This window comes from Ignavibacteriota bacterium (assembly GCA_016212665.1).
Taxonomy (GTDB): domain Bacteria; phylum Bacteroidota; class Ignavibacteria; order UBA10030; family SZUA-254; genus FW602-bin19.
In genome coordinates this window covers 1-14,893 of record JACREZ010000033.1, presented here as the reverse complement: position 1 = coordinate 14,893, position 14,893 = coordinate 1, and the positions used below count along the sequence as shown (strand labels likewise).

Sequence of the window (14,893 nt, the reverse complement as noted above, 5' to 3'; positions counted from 1 at the left end):
CTTCGGACAAAATTGAAAAAAGCATTCCTGCTGTTAACATCGGCAGGGTTGTTGGTTCTTGTTTTTATCGGCGACCTCATCCGGCGAAGTCTTGACATAGAGATGGGATGGCTTGGAGTAATCCGCGATGTTCTGCTTATCGTTGCCTTCGTGTTATTTTATTTATTGATAGAATCAATGTGGAAGCGGGAACAAAGTCCGGTGAAGAAATTAGGGTTCGGGCTTGTTCTCTCAATCGTGATTGGTATTGCCATGTTGGTTTTATCATTCATCCCCAACAGTGATTTCGACATCAAAGGATATTCACTCATACCGTTAGGGTTCGATGTTGTTGTCCTTGCCAACATTTTGGGTATCGTTGTTGGCGCGTTGATGATTATTATTTTTCTCAGCGTACGCGACATCATTCTCTCAAAACGAAGAAAAGGGACGCGACGAAATTTCCTGCTTCTTACGGCATTGTTGTTGGTAACATCACTCACTTCGTTTGCCGCTGAACCATTAGATACAAGTATCCTCACTTCCATATTATTTGCGCTGACCATAACGGCGATGTTGATGAACGCCTTCCGGCTTTCGTGGATTGTTTATCTTACAAAACGGGAGAAGATGTTTACGATGCTGTTTGGGTTCATACTGTTCTGCATTTTCATCGGTTTTGATATTATGCTGTTGAGCAGTTCGATGGTTGGTAAATCGTTGCTGTTTTATTCGCCGCCGCTCAAGTCGTTCTGTTCAAGCATCAGTGTCTTCTCAACAATCTATTTCGGAATGACATTTCTCAGTACGTTGTTCCATCTGCCGACTGCCGAAGCATTCGACAGAAAAATGACGGAAGTGACATCGCTCCACAATCTCAGTCGCCTTGTAACGCAAGTGTTTGATTTCAATGAGTTAGTGGAATCGGTAACGAGGATGACGCTTGACGTTGTTCAGGCAAAAAGTTCGTGGCTTGAAATCATTAAAGAATCCAGCACAAGAACAATTTCGCTTTCAGGAATTCATGATAATAATATTGAGACTGTCGGATTGAAAAACATTTCCCATAGTGAAGTGACAGAAATTGTTTCGGCAAACGGAAGTTCACTCCGTGATACGGTTCTTCAAACCCGGAAAGCGCTTGTTATTGATGATGTCGAAAATGACAAACGGACCGAACATCTCTCTGACATCAAACATAAAATAGGTTCATTGGTTATTGTCCCGTTACAATCGCACGATAATTTCATCGGCATTTTATATGCGACGAAAGATATAGCGTATGGTTTTGATAAAGACGATGTTGATGTCATCACCGCGTTTGCCGACCAGGCGACAATTGCGATTGATAATTCGCGTTTGATTGAAAAATCATTAGAGCGCGAACGATTGCTTCGCGAAATGATGGTCGCACAGGAGATGCAGAAGAAACTCCTGCCGCAAATCTTGCCCGACTTCAAAGAAGTGGAAATCGAAGCCCTCTCAACTCCGGCGTTCGAGGTCGGCGGCGATTATTATGATTACACGATGCTCGATGAACATCATCTTGGAATTATTGTCGGTGATGTTTCGGGTAAAGGAGTTTCTGCGGCGTTCTACATGGCAGAGATGAAAGGAATATTCCAATCGCTCAGTAAGATTTATCGTTCGCCGAAAGAGTTTCTCATCAAAGCGCACGCGGCTCTTGCAGAAACAATAGACAAGCGTTGGTTCATTAGTGTTATTTATATCGTACTTGATTTACGAACCGGAAAGTTACAGGTCGCACGTGCAGGACATTGTCCAATGTTGTATATTGCAGAAAACAACGTACGGTTTGTTCAACCGAAAGGTCTCGGTCTTGGAATGGGAAGTCCGGATTTCTTTGCCCTCACGCTAGCAGAAGAAGAAATTCAAATGCAGCCGGGTGATGTTGCCGTGTTATTTACCGATGGAATTACGGAAGCGCGACAATCGTCAGGCGAAGAATTCGGATATGACCCGTTGCTCGAAATTGGGAAGACCGTACGCAACAATAATGCTATTGAAATACGCGATGCAATCATTACCGCGGTGGATACGCACATGGGACATCAGCCGCCGGAAGATGATTTGACGCTCGTTGTTCTCAAATGGCGAAAACCATCAACAATTTTGTAGGAATTATGTATGAGTGATTTCAAACTTAACGTACGCAACATCAACGATATACATGTCGTTGATATAAAAGGCTACCTTGACGCGCACACTGCGCCGGATTTGGAATCCGCGTTCAGTAAATTATTAGATGACAAGAAATTTAAAATAGTTGTAAACTGCAAAAATCTCAATTACATCAGCAGCGCGGGGCTTGGCGTGTTTATGATGTTCATTGAAGAAGTGAGAAAAAATTCGGGCGATATCAAACTCTCGAACCTGACGCCGAAAGTCTATAACGTGTTTGATTTGCTCGGCTTCCCGCTTCTGTACGACATCACGCAGGAAGAAACCGACGCAGTAAAAAAATTCGGCGCATAGAATTCTCATCAACCATGTAAACAATGTCAGAACAGTTAATCATACAAAGTCGAACTGAACACCTTCGCGAAGCACGTGATTTCGTCGCTGGCTTGGCGCGTGATTTCGGATTCGACGAAGAAATGGTGGGAATGATTTCGCTCGCTGTGGATGAAGCGTGTACGAACGTTATCAAGCACGCGTACCAATACGCTTCCGATAAAAAGATTGTCATTCATGTTTCACAAAAGAACGGAGCGTTTGAGATACAAATTTCCGATGAAGGGAAGTCGTTCGACCCTGCGCACATTCCATCGCCGAACATGAAAGAATATCTTTCCCATTTTCGTCGCGGCGGTTTGGGGATGCATCTCATGCGTTCACTCATGGATAATGTTGAGTATAAATCAAATGAAAAAAATAATGTTGTACGAATGGTAAAATATCTTTCCGACAAAAAACCTGCATAACGTATGGCTCGTCTTTCACCCTCCTCTTCGCAAGGAGACCGACAACAAACCGACCGGTTTGACCTTTCCGCGCTTTTTGAATTCAGCAACATCGTCAACGCTTCTCTTGACTTAAATTTCATCCTCGGACATTTTCTTCTCACCATCATGGGAAAAATCCTTTCCACACGGGGAATAATTTTGTTGAAGAAAGAGGAAGAGAAGTTTGCTGTCAAAACAACTAAAGGAATACATACGGAGTTATTGAACACGGAAATTGTTTGTAAGAAAATCCCTCAGCGTATTGTGTATGTTCAGCGCGAAGATGCAAGAAAATATCCGTGGCTAAAACTGTTTCGTGAACAAGGAATATCTGTGCTTATTCCTTTGCTCGTGAGAGAAAGGATTTTTGGTATTGCAGGATTCAGCCCGTTGCAGAAAATCAAAAAACTCGGGCAGAAGGAAGAAACGTACATCAAATCATTGGCAAACATTGCCGCAACTGCAATTGAAAAGAGTTTGATAATAGAAGAGGTGAAGCAGGTGAATCGCCGATTGGACGGGAAGGTGCAGGAACTCAATACGTTGTTCGAGATGAGCAAAGAATTCAACGCGGCGCTTGATGCGGAACGATTGTTGAAGTTGCTCTCGTTTTCATTGCTCGGTCAGGTTGGAACAAGTCGTTATTTTGTTTGTTTGAAAAAAGAACGGGCGATGCAGGTTGTTCTTTCCCGGTTACAGAAAGAGTTGAGCCCGTTATGTCTCGAAGCAATTTCTACCATCCAACAACCGACATTGATTGAATCACTTACGAAAAAGCCATACAAAGTATTTTGTTCGATGTTGAAAGACGCGGGAGTTCAGGTGCTTGTGCCGCTTAAAATTCAAAACGAGGTGAAGGGAATTCTCGGCGTCGGTGAACGAATGAGGGGAGGAGAATACACGCAAACCGACTTGGAATTTCTTTCATCGTTGGGAAATCTTGCAATGATTTCTCTTGAAAATGCCCGGCTCTTCCGTGATGCAATCGAGAAACAAAAGATGGAAGACGAATTGCTGATAGCAAGAGAAATTCAAAAGGGATTGCTTCCGTCCGTTCTGCCGGCAATTCCGCATTACGATATTGCGGCGACAAATATTTCCTCCAAACAAGTCGGCGGAGATTATTACGATGTCATACGTTTGTCGGAGACAAAAGTGCTTGTGGCAATCGGAGATGTATCGGGAAAGGGAACGCCGGCATCATTACTCATGGCGAATCTTCAGGCGGCAATTCACGCGCTTGTTCCACTTGGTCTAACGCTCCCCGAACTTTCTGCACGAGTAAATGATTTGATTTTTGAAAACACAACTTCAGATAAATTCATTACGTTTTTCCTTGCAATTATTGACAGCGAAACAAAATCACTTATGTATGTCAACGCCGGACACAATCCTCCGTACATTCTTCACAAGGATGGAACACTTGAGCGACTCGATAAGGGTGGAATAATTTTCGGTGTGATGAAAACAATGATGCCGTATGAACAGGGAACCGCGCAATTGAACGAAGGAGAAGCGCTCATCCTTTTCACCGACGGAGTTAGTGAAGCAATGAGCAAAGAGGGAGAAGAACTCGGCGAGCCGAAATTGGAGGAAGTCATCAAAGCAAATGCAACGGAACCAGCAGAAAAGATTCTCAACGAAATCGTTGCCGCAGTTCAGCAACACAGTACGGGAACAACACAATATGATGATATTACGATGGTGGTGGTGAGAGGAATTTAAGCAGTCATTTACTTGTATTTGTTCATTTCGTTTTGTATTCTTAACAACATTAATTAGGTGTATAAATGATATTTCATATTACATTACAACAAGCAGAAGATGGTTGGGTCGTTGCAGAGTGTCCGGCATTGCCCGGTTGCGTTTCTCAAGGGAAGGATGAGAAAGAAGCCATAGAAAATGTGAAAGAAGCAATTACAGCATGGCTTTGGGCAGAAGACCAAAAAGCAGTGGCAAATTTTCAACAACATGAAACTAATTATCCTGTAGTCGTTGCAGTGTAATGGGCAGGTTAGGAAATATTTCCGGTAAGGAAACTGTGAAGGCATTTTCAAAAGCAGGGTGGAAAAATGTTGGACAAGTCGGGAGTCATGTTGTTATGATTAAACAGGGTATGCGTGTCAACCTTTCTATTCCTCAGCATAAAGAATTATCAACGGGGACACTCCGGTCATTGATTCGAAATTCAGGGATGACAGTTGAAGAGTTTATCGAATTACTGTAACAGACATCGCTTGGTTTTTCTCTTTTCGGTTACTATCTTATCCTCGAAATAATGAAGTACATCATGAAATCATTTACAGCAAAATACACACATATTGAGTCAGGGTACATGGGGCAATTAGTGGAGTGGCCCGAAGTTATTACAGAAGGAAGTACTTTAGAAGAATGTCGGGAATTACTTTCGGATGCACTCAATGAGATGGTGCTCGCATATAACCAACTCGGGAAAGAAATACCAGTTGGTGGTGGAATCTACGAACAACTTCCTGTTGAAGGTGAATTAGTATAAATGTCAGTCAAGAGGCGCGACATTATCAAACATTTTGAAGAAAGCGGGTATTCTTTTCTGAGGGAAGGTAAAAAGCACACAATCTATACTAACGGAAAGAAAGCGATACCAATAAAACGGCACACAACGATTGACCGTATAACAGCAAATCAACTTTGTAAGCAAGCGGGGATAGAGCCCAAATTTTAATATGTCAGTAACCAACCCTCAACAATGGACAATCCTCTCTCTCCAAAATTGGTCCGTGGAGTATTTGAAGGAGAAAGAGATTGACAGTCCGAAACTGACGACGGATTTGTTGTTGTGTCATGTTCTCAAATGCAAACGGATTGATTTGTATTCTCAGTTTGAAAAAATGTTGTCGAAGGAGGAACTTGCCCACTTCAAAGAACTTTTCAAAAGGAAATTAGAACACGAACCGATTCAATACATCACCAACGAAGCGCATTTCATGGGACTGCAATTTTATGTTGATAAGAAGGTTCTCATTCCGCGACCTGAAACAGAAATTTTAGTCAGCGAAGCATTAACACTTCTTAAAAGCAGAGAGAATGAAGAAATCCGGGTGTTAGATATTGGAACGGGTTCGGGAAATATTCCAATTAGTATCGTTCACTTTCAAAAGAAAGTACACGCTGATTCGATTGATGTAAGTGATGAAGCACTTTCAGTCGCCCGGAAAAATGTTGATATGCATGAAGTTTCTGACAGAGTTCAATTAAGGAAATGTGATGTGTTTAAATATGAAAACGAATTGGACAGTCAACAATATGACATGCTCGTTTCCAATCCACCATACATTTCGAATTCGGAATTTGAGTTGCTCTCAAAGGAAGTTACAGATTTTGAACCTCATCTTGCACTAAAAGATGGAAGCGATGGTTTGACATTTTACAAAGCAATAACGAGTCTCTCTCATCAATTATTAAAACCGAACGGATGGCTCCTGTTTGAAGTTGCATACAATCAAAGCGAAGATGTGAAATCAATCTTGCACGAAGCTAAGTTTCAGAACATTGAGGCGGTGTTGGACTTAGAACGAATACCAAGAGTTGTCAAAGGACAGAAGGTAAATTCGTGAGAGCATTAGTACAGCGGGTGAGTTCGGCAAGCGTGAGCATCAATGGTTCACTTCACAATAACATCGGGAAAGGAATGTTAGTATTTCTGGGAGTGACACACAAAGACACAACCGAAGCGGCGAATTATTTAGCACGACGCTGCGCGGACTTGAGAATCTTTGAAGATGCTCAACAGAAAATGAATCTTTCTGTGAAAGATATTTCCGGAGAAGTGTTGGTTGTTTCTCAGTTCACATTGTATGCGGACACACGAAAAGGAAATCGTCCGAGTTTTGTAGATGCCGCTCCGCCACAACAGGCAGAAGCATTGTACGGGGAGTTTGTGAAATTTCTTCGTCATGAAATCGGTGATGCGAGAGTGGCGACGGGAGTTTTCCGTGCAATGATGGATGTCCAACTTGTCAACGACGGTCCGGTTACGGTAATGCTTGAAGACAAATCGTGAATGAAACAGAAATCTCCCCATGTCTTGATGCTCTTTCTTGATGGTGTTGGAATTGGGAAGAAGGATGCAAACATCAATCCGTTCTTTGCCGCGAATCTAAAAACACTCAACACGCTTCTTGACGGGAATATTCCTTCGTTGCACAGTTCATCATTTTCAAACTCGGTCACTTCACTCGTTCCAATCAATGCGACGCTTGGCGTTGAGGGATTACCACAAAGTGGGACCGGACAAACAGCGTTGATGACAGGAATGAACGCCTCGAAGTTTATCGGCAAACATTTTGGACCGTATCCTTACTCGACTCTGAAACCGATTATTCAGGAACAAAACATTTTCAAAACGCTTTCAGATAAAGAAAAGAAAGTTTTCTACGCTAACGCGTTCCCTCCAAAATATTTCGAATACATTAATTCTACAAAAATGAGGATGACAGCAATAACGTACTCTTGGCTGTCATCAGGATTTAGTTTGAACACACATGAAGTCCTTGCTCGCGGCGACGCGCTTTCTGCCGATATTACGAGTCAGCGTTGGAATGTTCAGGGATTTCCGAGTGTGCCGAATCTGACTCCCCTAGAAGCAGGCGAACGACTCGCTCAGTTTTCCGATGAGTACGATTTCACCTTGTTTGAATTTTATTACACCGACCACATCGGTCATAATCAATCAATGCAACAAGCTATTGAAGTGTTGGAATTGTTGGATGCTTTGTTGGAGGGAATCATCAGTCACTTTGATGCAGAACGAAATCTTTTTTTCCTCACAAGCGACCATGGAAACCTCGAAGATTTGTCAACGAAAACTCACACGCGAAATCCTGTTCCGTTATTGGCGTATGGTAAACGGCACAAGGAACTGACGTCGTCAGTGAAGAATCTGACACACGTTGTTCCTTCATTGTTGGAAATAATGGCATAAGAAGAAGGGAGGAAAATGTTTGACCGATATCCTGCAATAAAATTATGTGTTCCGTTTATTGTTGGCATTCTCATCGGTTGGCAGTTGAACATTTCTTTGTGGTGGTTCATCGCCGGACTTTCAATTCTTGCTCTGCTCTCCATCCTCTTTTTGAAGTTCAAACCACAAGAGAGTGTCACTTCGCTCTTTATTCTTTTTAGTTTAATGTTGTTCGGGATGTTCAAAATCTCGTTCGATGCAAAATATCAACCGAATAATTCGATCGAGCGATTTCTTACTGAGGAAGAACAGGAAGCAACGCTTGTCGGAGTTGTGAACGAACGGGCTGTTTCGAAAGGAGAGTATTACTCGCTTCGGATTGAGACGGAAACGCTGATGGTTTCGGGTTACGGGTTGCAGGTTACAGGTTTCAAGTTGAAACAACAAGTTGATGGAGATGCGATTGTTTCGATTCCTAAGAAAAACATTTCAAAAGATGTAATCGAAAATCTTTCTTATGGAAGAAAGGTAAATCTAACCGGAATGTTCAAACGCCCGCCGAGAGCAAGAAATCCCGGAGAATTTGATTATCGGAACTATCTCAAACTGCAAGGAATTTATGCGCAAGTGTATGTCCGGACTGACAGCAACATACAACTTGGCGAAAAAACGGGAACATGGATTCTTTCTGAAGTGATTCATCCGTTCAGAGATTGGATCAGCACGACGATGGATTCGCTCATTGGCGGCGAAGAAGCAAAACTTGTCAAGGGCTTGGTTATCGGTGAGCGAAGCGAGATTGACCCGTCAATCAAACTCGCGTTCACGAATGCGGGATTAATGCACATCCTCGCAGTCTCAGGTTTGAATGTCGGTTTGGTGGCGATAATGTTTTGGTCGGTCTTTTCTCTGTTCCGTTTTCCGCGTTCATTGATTGGAGTGCTGACCGTTCTCAGTCTTGTCTTTTTTATTTTTCTGACAGGTGCTGAAGCATCGGTAACCCGTGCTGTTATCATGGCATGTGTGTTTATCGGGGCGAAAATATTTGAACAACGAACCAGTTTATTGAACGCACTTGGTGTTGCCGCACTTGTCATTTTACTTATTGATTCGCGATGGCTGTTCGATGTCGGGTTTCAACTTTCATTCGTTGCGGTTCTTTCGCTTGCATACATTCTTCCGAAGTTAGAGCGACAAGTCAATACATTGCCGGAACGATTTCGGGCAAATTCTTTTTTTAGAAAGTACATTCTTCTTGCAACGGCAGTTACACTTTCAGCAACCATCGGAACGCTTCCACTCACAGCGTATTACTTTCACAAAATATCCATCGTCGGAATTGCGATGAACTTGCTTGCAGTTCCTGTTTCAGGAATTATTCTTGCATTGGGCTGTGCCGTTGTTTTGATGGCGGCAATTTCGACTTGGCTTGGTTCGATGTATGCAACGGTTGCGTATGCGTTTAGTTGGTTTCTCCTTCGATTTACAGAATGGGGCGGAAACTTACCATTCAGCGTGGTTGAAATAAACTTGAGTTTCCCTCAAGCGGTAGGAATGTTTGCCGTAATTTTATTCTTGCTTGAATTTCATCGTCCGCTTGTCAGGAGGCTCGGAATAATTTCTTTTTTGTTGATTGCCAATGTCGTTCTTTACTCGTCGCTTTTTGCAGAATCAAATTCTTCTCTGAAAATAACGATGCTTGATGTCGGGCAGGGAGATGCAATCGTTGTGCAACTTCCGAACGGGAAGACAATGTTGGTTGATGCCGGACCGATTGACAGCAAACGGGATGCAGGAACGAAAACAATTGCGCCTTTTCTGAAACGAATCGGAGTTGAGAAGATTGACGCGCTGTTTATCAGTCATCCGCACGCCGACCATCTTGGCGGAACGCCTGCGTTGCTGAGAGCAATTGAGGTTGGAACAATTTACGAATGTGGTGCGAAGAGCGAATCCAAACTTGTGAAAGAGATTGGACGATTGACGGATTCATTACAGATTGAGTCCAAGAAACTGCTTGCAGGAAATATCGTCACGGTAGATTCATCAGTAAGATTGTACATTCTTCATCCATTCGATGATAAGAATTCGTTCGAAGAGAATCTGAACAATCACTCACTTGTCATAAAACTCGTATATGGAACCACGAGCATTTTGTTTTCCGGCGATGCTGAGGAACCTGCTGAGCAAGAGATCACTGCTGCGTTTGATAATTTTCTTGATTGCGATGTCATCAAAGTAGGACATCATGGAAGCATCACAAGCAGTTCGGAAGAATTGTTGGAAAAGGTTACGCCGCAGATTGCGCTTGTTTCTGTCGGAAACAAAAACAAGTTCAAGCACCCGTCTCCGACCGTGATTCAAAGATTTCAGGATGGAGGATGCAAGGTTTTTCGAACGGACAAAATGGGAGCCATCGTGTTAGAATCCGATGGTCAGTCGTGGAAAGAAATTCAGTGGAGAGAAGATTGAATAATGCGGGAGGATTGATTATTTTACCACCGATTAAACGGATTCGATACGGAAAAACACAGATTCAATATCAGTGAAAATCTGTGGTAACATCTGTGCACTCCGTGGTGAATAAATAAAACATCTATGAACGAATCATTAAACAAAAAGAAAACAATCTGGGAAGACGTAACACTTGAACCTGTCTTGAAGAAATCAAGTGAACGTAAGAAACAATTTCAGACAGACTCAGGGATTGAGATTGAACGGCTCGCGCTTCCATCGGAGGCCGATTACGAAAAGCAACTTGGATTTCCGGGTGAGTATCCATTCACTCGCGGAGTCTATCCGACAATGTACCGCGGTCGCTTTTGGACGATGAGGCAATACGCGGGATTTGCAAGTGCGGAAGAATCAAACAAGCGGTACCGGTATTTGTTGAATCAGGGAACGACCGGGCTTTCCGTCGCATTTGATTTGCCGACACAAATGGGTTACGATTCTGACCACGCGTTCGCTGAAGGGGAAGTCGGGAAGGTCGGCGTTGCAATTGATTCTTTGCAGGACATGGAAACATTGTTCGATGGAATCACGCTCGACAAAATTACGACTTCGATGACCATCAACGCGACTGCAGCAATATTGCTTTGCATGTATGTTGCAGTTGCGAAGAAGCAAGGTTCTGATTTGAAGAAACTTTCCGGCACAATTCAGAACGATATCCTGAAAGAATATATTGCGCGAGGAACCTACATCTATCCGCCGAAGCAATCTATGCGGCTCGTAACGGATACATTCAGTTGGTGCGAGGAACATCTTCCGAAGTGGAATACAATTTCGATTAGCGGTTACCACATTCGTGAAGCAGGTTCGACAGCGGTTCAGGAAGTTGCATTTACGCTTGCCAATGCGATAGCGTATGTCCAATCAGCGGTTGATACGGGGTTGAATGTGGACAAGTTCGGAGCGCAACTCTCGTTCTTCTTCAATGCGCACAATAATTTCATAGAAGAAATTGCCAAGTTTCGGGCGGCGCGGAGGATGTGGGCGAACATTATGAAGGAACAATTTGGCGCAACGAATCCCGAATCCATGAAACTCAGATTTCATGCGCAAACCGGTGGCTCGACATTAACCGCGCAACAGATTGATAACAACATCGTGCGTGTTACGTTACAGGCGCTTGCGGCAACGCTTGGGGGATGTCAATCGCTCCACACCAACAGCAGGGATGAAGCGCTTGCGTTACCGACGGAAGAATCAGTGCGGATTGCTCTCCGTACTCAGCAAATCATCGCACATGAATCAGGCACGGCGGATTCGGTTGACCCGCTCGGTGGTTCCTTCCTTCTTGAACAGATGACGGATGAAGTAGAGCGACGTGCGTGGGAATATCTTGATAAAATCAAATCGCTCGGCGGCGCGGTGAAAGCAATCGAGCAAAGTTATTATCAAACGGAAATCGCGACGAGCGCATACGAGTATCAAAAAGCAATCGAGAAGAAAGAGAAAATAATTGTCGGTGTGAACGAGTTCGCAATTGAGGAAACGAATCAACCTCCGTTATTCAAAGTGGATGAAACGGTACGTTCAGTTCAAAGTGAAAAGTTAACAGCCTTAAGACAACAGCGAGATAACAAACAAGTGAATGTTTCTTTACAATTGTTGAAGCAAGCAGCGAACGGAAGCGAGAATGTTTTACCACATATTCTCTCATGCGTTGAAGCGTATGGTACGCTGGGGGAAATTTCGGATGCTTTGAGAGGTGTGTGGGGAGAATATTGAGGATTTCTGATTTAAGATTTCTTATTTCTGATTGCAGGAACTTCATGTACCATGAGGGCTTCCCTTCCGACCTGATGAACACTCGCCGAGGTAATTTGAAATTGATTGAAGTTCTCTCGGTATTGAACTATCTCCTTTTGAAATAGCAGTATTTCGAACCAACATAGTACTATTTTCCTCCAACACATCACTATTTCCCACCGGCATAGTACTATTTTCCTCCAACACAGCACTATTTCCCACCGAAATAGTACTATTTTCCTCAAGTATAGCACTATTTTCCACAGATATAGTACTATTTCCCACCAAAATAGTACTGTGTTGTACCAGAATAGTGCTGTTTCTGACCGAAATAGTACTATGTTTTACAAAATATGCTTGATTTAATTTGTTTTCAAAGGATATGGATAAATTATTGGCTCGTCAGGACATTCTGAAAATACTTTTGGGAAAGGAAGATTGGAGTCCACTCCACGATAGTTGCTGAAAGGAAAAAGGGCTCTAGTTTTTATACTGGGAAGGAGTTGCACTCCTGACCTGTTGTTGGTCGGGAGTGTAACTCCATTCCAGACGAGATTACATTACAACGGAGGGCGTTGTAATGAGAATAAACTTCCGACACAACATTAAACCTAGGCGCTTTCTAGTTCGTGAACATTTCTGATAATGTCCTCAATGTTAATATCCATTATTTCGATGTTCACTATATGACCTTGCGCGTCATAGTCGAGAACAACATTCTCTTTGATTTCACTATCAACACTTTTGTCTTCACGAAGACGAATGTTGAGAATTTTGACTTCCGGGTCGTATTGAATTTTAGGCATAACGTTCTAAATATTTTTTTACTTTAGATGTTTCAATAACGGTAATTATTTTTCTTGTTTCAAGTTGTCGTGGATGCGGCTTTGCTCTAATGAGAAGTGATTCGTCCTAAATTTTTTAGTTCACTATTTCTGAGTTTCTCAGATATATATTTTTTGAACTCTTCAAACGCCATGTCCTTCGTTTCTTCATCTATCCTATTTCGAATATCACGCATCATTTTTACGGCATCAAATTGTTTTGTTGTCTGTTCAGTTTTCATAGTTAATAATTTCCTTTGGACTTCTGATTTCAATCATCGGATAACCGTGTTTCACATTTACGGCATTATATCCTCTGATTCTATCAAGATTGACAATATGCTTGAAATTCCAACTTACCAACACGTCAACGTTGTTCACTGTCGCAAGAGCAATGTGCCGGCAATCTTCGATGCTTGTTTTCCCTACAACGTTTTCGGTAATGTACATATCTGCTAACCGAACGACTTCTTCCGTAATCTCTACTCTTTCAAATGTGCCTTTCGGGTACCGGAGTAACAATTGCCTGACATGTTGGGGTGCATTGATTAATTCAAGTTCAAGGAGGTCTGAAACAACAAAGTTCAGTTCACCATTTTCAAATCTTAGAAACAATCGTTGTGTTGCTTCCTTGAACTCGTCATCGAAGTAACCGCCAATAACAGACGTGTCAATGTAAATTCTTTGCTTCATGCAGGAATAATGTACTCCCCTCCGGTGTGAAAAACAAAAAATGTGTGGTAAGTTATTGCTCGTTTTAAGGTGGTTGCAAGTTCACCTTCTTCCCAACGTTTTAGTTCATACGCGCGAAGTGTCTGATGCAACATTCCCACGCCCACCACAGCGGGTCGTTGACCTGATAAATGATGGGAGCGTGGGAACGAGATGAAATAATCCTTTATTTTGCTTATTTCAAAAATACTCCTTACCATTGCATCCAGAAAAAGGTGCCTGCTTCGTTAAAGCAGTCAGGAAAGAAAAAAGTGGGAACCACGCAACGATACAATCGAACTATGTTCACACGAATCACATGAGGAAAAAATATTTCACAACTCAGCTCTAAAAACCTCATCGCCGGAGTACCGGAACTACGGAAATACAGATACGTCTATATCGTTGACGACGTAGAAGTAGGCTTGGTTCTGGAGTTGAGTGTGATGGTGATGATATAAATAAATGATAAACCAAAAACGAAATACACTAACCATAGGTTCGTCTGTCATGCCAATTTTGGTGGATGGACGAATCTGTGGGGGTTGTGGTACTAAGTCAACCGCTACCACCGTCTTACTTTTTAAATAGATCTCGGAGAACAGATTTGGATACTCAATCTTTGCATCCCAATTACAATAGTAGTCACGCACTTGTTATAGGTATTAATTCATATCCGTCAGCACCTCCTTTGAGATATGCAGTAAACGATGCGATCGCTGTTTCGGAGTTGCTTAAGAACCAATTTGGTTTTAGCGAATCCAATATTCACTTGCTTCTTGACGAAAAGGCAACTCATGATTCAATTATCGATAGTTTCATGTCGTTTACCTCTCAAGGAACTGTCCCTGATGATAGGCTTCTATTCTTCTTTGCGGGCCACGGTTTTACTATTCGATCTAGGAGAGGTGATGTGGGATACTTTCTAAAATCCGACATGGAAAATTATGAGGGGCAAATCCAACAAATACGTGAAAAGTAAGAACTAGATACACCTATGAAATGGTGGATGAGGAAATAAAACAGAGGAACGAGAACGAACGATGTTCAAAAAAAGAGAACTCCGTTATCCTTTAAATAAAGCACACCCCTGCCCTCTTGACGAGTGCCAATCCTTGAACAAGTCTTCTGTATCTATTGAGCGAGTCCTTCTGTTGTGCTACACACCGAGCGGGATGTGTCGCATGGTCAAATACGACCGTGCAAGAAATTCC

General features: G+C 42.6%; 17 protein-coding genes. 14 read left to right on the top strand and 3 right to left on the bottom strand.

What is annotated here, in order from left to right; genetic code table 11:
• Window positions 1–12 precede the first annotated feature (12 nt).
• The 13 genes from HY960_11750 (at window position 13) to HY960_11690 (ending at window position 12,123) form a co-directional block, all read left to right on the top strand.
• On the top strand, window positions 13–2,118 hold the full coding sequence (locus tag HY960_11750) for a SpoIIE family protein phosphatase (protein ID MBI5216417.1): 2,106 nt from the start codon (window positions 13–15) through the stop codon (window positions 2,116–2,118).
• Window positions 2,119–2,127: 9 nt separating this feature from the next.
• Window positions 2,128–2,475, top strand: a complete 348-nt coding sequence (locus HY960_11745) for an STAS domain-containing protein (GenBank protein ID MBI5216416.1) — start codon at window positions 2,128–2,130, stop codon at window positions 2,473–2,475.
• 23 nt (window positions 2,476–2,498) lie between these two features.
• Entirely contained in the window at window positions 2,499–2,924 is a 426-nt protein-coding gene (locus HY960_11740; protein MBI5216415.1) for an ATP-binding protein, read from the top strand.
• A gap of 3 nt (window positions 2,925–2,927) precedes the next feature.
• Window positions 2,928–4,670, top strand: coding sequence for a PP2C family protein-serine/threonine phosphatase (locus tag HY960_11735; protein MBI5216414.1), 1,743 nt, complete (start codon window positions 2,928–2,930; stop codon window positions 4,668–4,670).
• Window positions 4,671–4,735: 65 nt separating this feature from the next.
• Window positions 4,736–4,951 carry a type II toxin-antitoxin system HicB family antitoxin gene (locus HY960_11730; protein ID MBI5216413.1) on the top strand — a complete coding sequence of 72 codons (216 nt, stop codon included), beginning with the start codon at window positions 4,736–4,738 and terminating at the stop codon, window positions 4,949–4,951.
• Window positions 4,951–5,172 (top strand): type II toxin-antitoxin system HicA family toxin, encoded by a 222-nt coding sequence (locus tag HY960_11725; protein ID MBI5216412.1) that lies wholly within the window; start codon window positions 4,951–4,953, stop codon window positions 5,170–5,172. The genes HY960_11730 and HY960_11725 overlap by 1 nt, the downstream gene beginning before the upstream one ends.
• A 60-nt stretch (window positions 5,173–5,232) precedes the next feature.
• Complete coding sequence (locus tag HY960_11720; protein MBI5216411.1) at window positions 5,233–5,460, top strand: type II toxin-antitoxin system HicB family antitoxin; 228 nt, start codon at window positions 5,233–5,235, stop codon at window positions 5,458–5,460.
• A complete protein-coding gene (locus HY960_11715; GenBank protein MBI5216410.1) occupies window positions 5,461–5,649 on the top strand; it encodes a type II toxin-antitoxin system HicA family toxin in 189 nt (62 codons plus the stop codon).
• A 1-nt stretch (window position 5,650) separates the two neighbouring features.
• Entirely contained in the window at window positions 5,651–6,541 is an 891-nt protein-coding gene (prmC, locus tag HY960_11710) for a peptide chain release factor N(5)-glutamine methyltransferase (GenBank protein MBI5216409.1), read from the top strand.
• Window positions 6,538–6,987 carry a D-tyrosyl-tRNA(Tyr) deacylase gene (locus HY960_11705; protein MBI5216408.1) on the top strand — a complete coding sequence of 150 codons (450 nt, stop codon included), beginning with the start codon at window positions 6,538–6,540 and terminating at the stop codon, window positions 6,985–6,987. Before prmC ends, HY960_11705 begins: the two co-directional genes overlap by 4 nt.
• Window positions 6,988–7,908 (top strand): alkaline phosphatase family protein, encoded by a 921-nt coding sequence (locus HY960_11700; GenBank protein MBI5216407.1) that lies wholly within the window; start codon window positions 6,988–6,990, stop codon window positions 7,906–7,908.
• A 15-nt stretch (window positions 7,909–7,923) separates the two neighbouring features.
• Window positions 7,924–10,359 carry a DNA internalization-related competence protein ComEC/Rec2 gene (locus HY960_11695; GenBank protein ID MBI5216406.1) on the top strand — a complete coding sequence of 812 codons (2,436 nt, stop codon included), beginning with the start codon at window positions 7,924–7,926 and terminating at the stop codon, window positions 10,357–10,359.
• A gap of 126 nt (window positions 10,360–10,485) precedes the next feature.
• Entirely contained in the window at window positions 10,486–12,123 is a 1,638-nt protein-coding gene (locus HY960_11690) for a methylmalonyl-CoA mutase family protein (GenBank protein ID MBI5216405.1), read from the top strand.
• Window positions 12,124–12,755: 632 nt separating this feature from the next.
• Here the strand turns inward: HY960_11690 and HY960_11685 are convergent.
• The 3 genes from HY960_11685 to HY960_11675 all read right to left on the bottom strand — a co-directional run bounded on the left by HY960_11685 (window position 12,756) and on the right by HY960_11675 (window position 13,661).
• On the bottom strand, window positions 12,756–12,950 hold the full coding sequence (locus HY960_11685; protein ID MBI5216404.1) for a DUF2283 domain-containing protein: 195 nt from the start codon (window positions 12,948–12,950) through the stop codon (window positions 12,756–12,758).
• An 86-nt stretch (window positions 12,951–13,036) separates the two neighbouring features.
• Complete coding sequence (locus HY960_11680) at window positions 13,037–13,210, bottom strand: hypothetical protein (protein MBI5216403.1); 174 nt, start codon at window positions 13,208–13,210, stop codon at window positions 13,037–13,039.
• Window positions 13,200–13,661: a PIN domain protein gene (locus tag HY960_11675; GenBank protein MBI5216402.1), complete on the bottom strand. Its 462-nt coding sequence runs from the start codon at window positions 13,659–13,661 to the stop codon at window positions 13,200–13,202. The genes HY960_11680 and HY960_11675 overlap by 11 nt, the downstream gene beginning before the upstream one ends.
• A 625-nt stretch (window positions 13,662–14,286) precedes the next feature.
• Here HY960_11675 and HY960_11670 point away from each other — a divergent pair.
• Window positions 14,287–14,661 (top strand): caspase family protein, encoded by a 375-nt coding sequence (locus HY960_11670; GenBank protein MBI5216401.1) that lies wholly within the window; start codon window positions 14,287–14,289, stop codon window positions 14,659–14,661.
• Window positions 14,662–14,893 lie beyond the last annotated feature (232 nt).

Excerpts from the sequence above, each read along its gene's own strand:
- HY960_11745 (MBI5216416.1), top strand. The coding sequence starts at position 2,128 with ATGAGTGATTTCAAACTTAACGTACGCAACATCAACGATATACATGTC.
- HY960_11740 (MBI5216415.1), top strand. The coding sequence starts at position 2,499 with ATGTCAGAACAGTTAATCATACAAAGTCGAACTGAACACCTTCGCGAA.
- HY960_11735 (MBI5216414.1), top strand. The coding sequence starts at position 2,928 with ATGGCTCGTCTTTCACCCTCCTCTTCGCAAGGAGACCGACAACAAACC.
- HY960_11730 (MBI5216413.1), top strand. The coding sequence starts at position 4,736 with ATGATATTTCATATTACATTACAACAAGCAGAAGATGGTTGGGTCGTT.
- HY960_11725 (MBI5216412.1), top strand. The coding sequence starts at position 4,951 with ATGGGCAGGTTAGGAAATATTTCCGGTAAGGAAACTGTGAAGGCATTT.
- HY960_11715 (MBI5216410.1), top strand. The coding sequence starts at position 5,461 with ATGTCAGTCAAGAGGCGCGACATTATCAAACATTTTGAAGAAAGCGGG.
- prmC (MBI5216409.1), top strand. The coding sequence starts at position 5,651 with ATGTCAGTAACCAACCCTCAACAATGGACAATCCTCTCTCTCCAAAAT.
- HY960_11700 (MBI5216407.1), top strand. The coding sequence starts at position 6,988 with ATGAAACAGAAATCTCCCCATGTCTTGATGCTCTTTCTTGATGGTGTT.
- HY960_11695 (MBI5216406.1), top strand. The coding sequence starts at position 7,924 with ATGTTTGACCGATATCCTGCAATAAAATTATGTGTTCCGTTTATTGTT.
- HY960_11690 (MBI5216405.1), top strand. The coding sequence starts at position 10,486 with ATGAACGAATCATTAAACAAAAAGAAAACAATCTGGGAAGACGTAACA.
- HY960_11685 (MBI5216404.1), bottom strand. The coding sequence starts at position 12,950 with ATGCCTAAAATTCAATACGACCCGGAAGTCAAAATTCTCAACATTCGT.
- HY960_11680 (MBI5216403.1), bottom strand. The coding sequence starts at position 13,210 with ATGAAAACTGAACAGACAACAAAACAATTTGATGCCGTAAAAATGATG.
- HY960_11675 (MBI5216402.1), bottom strand. The coding sequence starts at position 13,661 with ATGAAGCAAAGAATTTACATTGACACGTCTGTTATTGGCGGTTACTTC.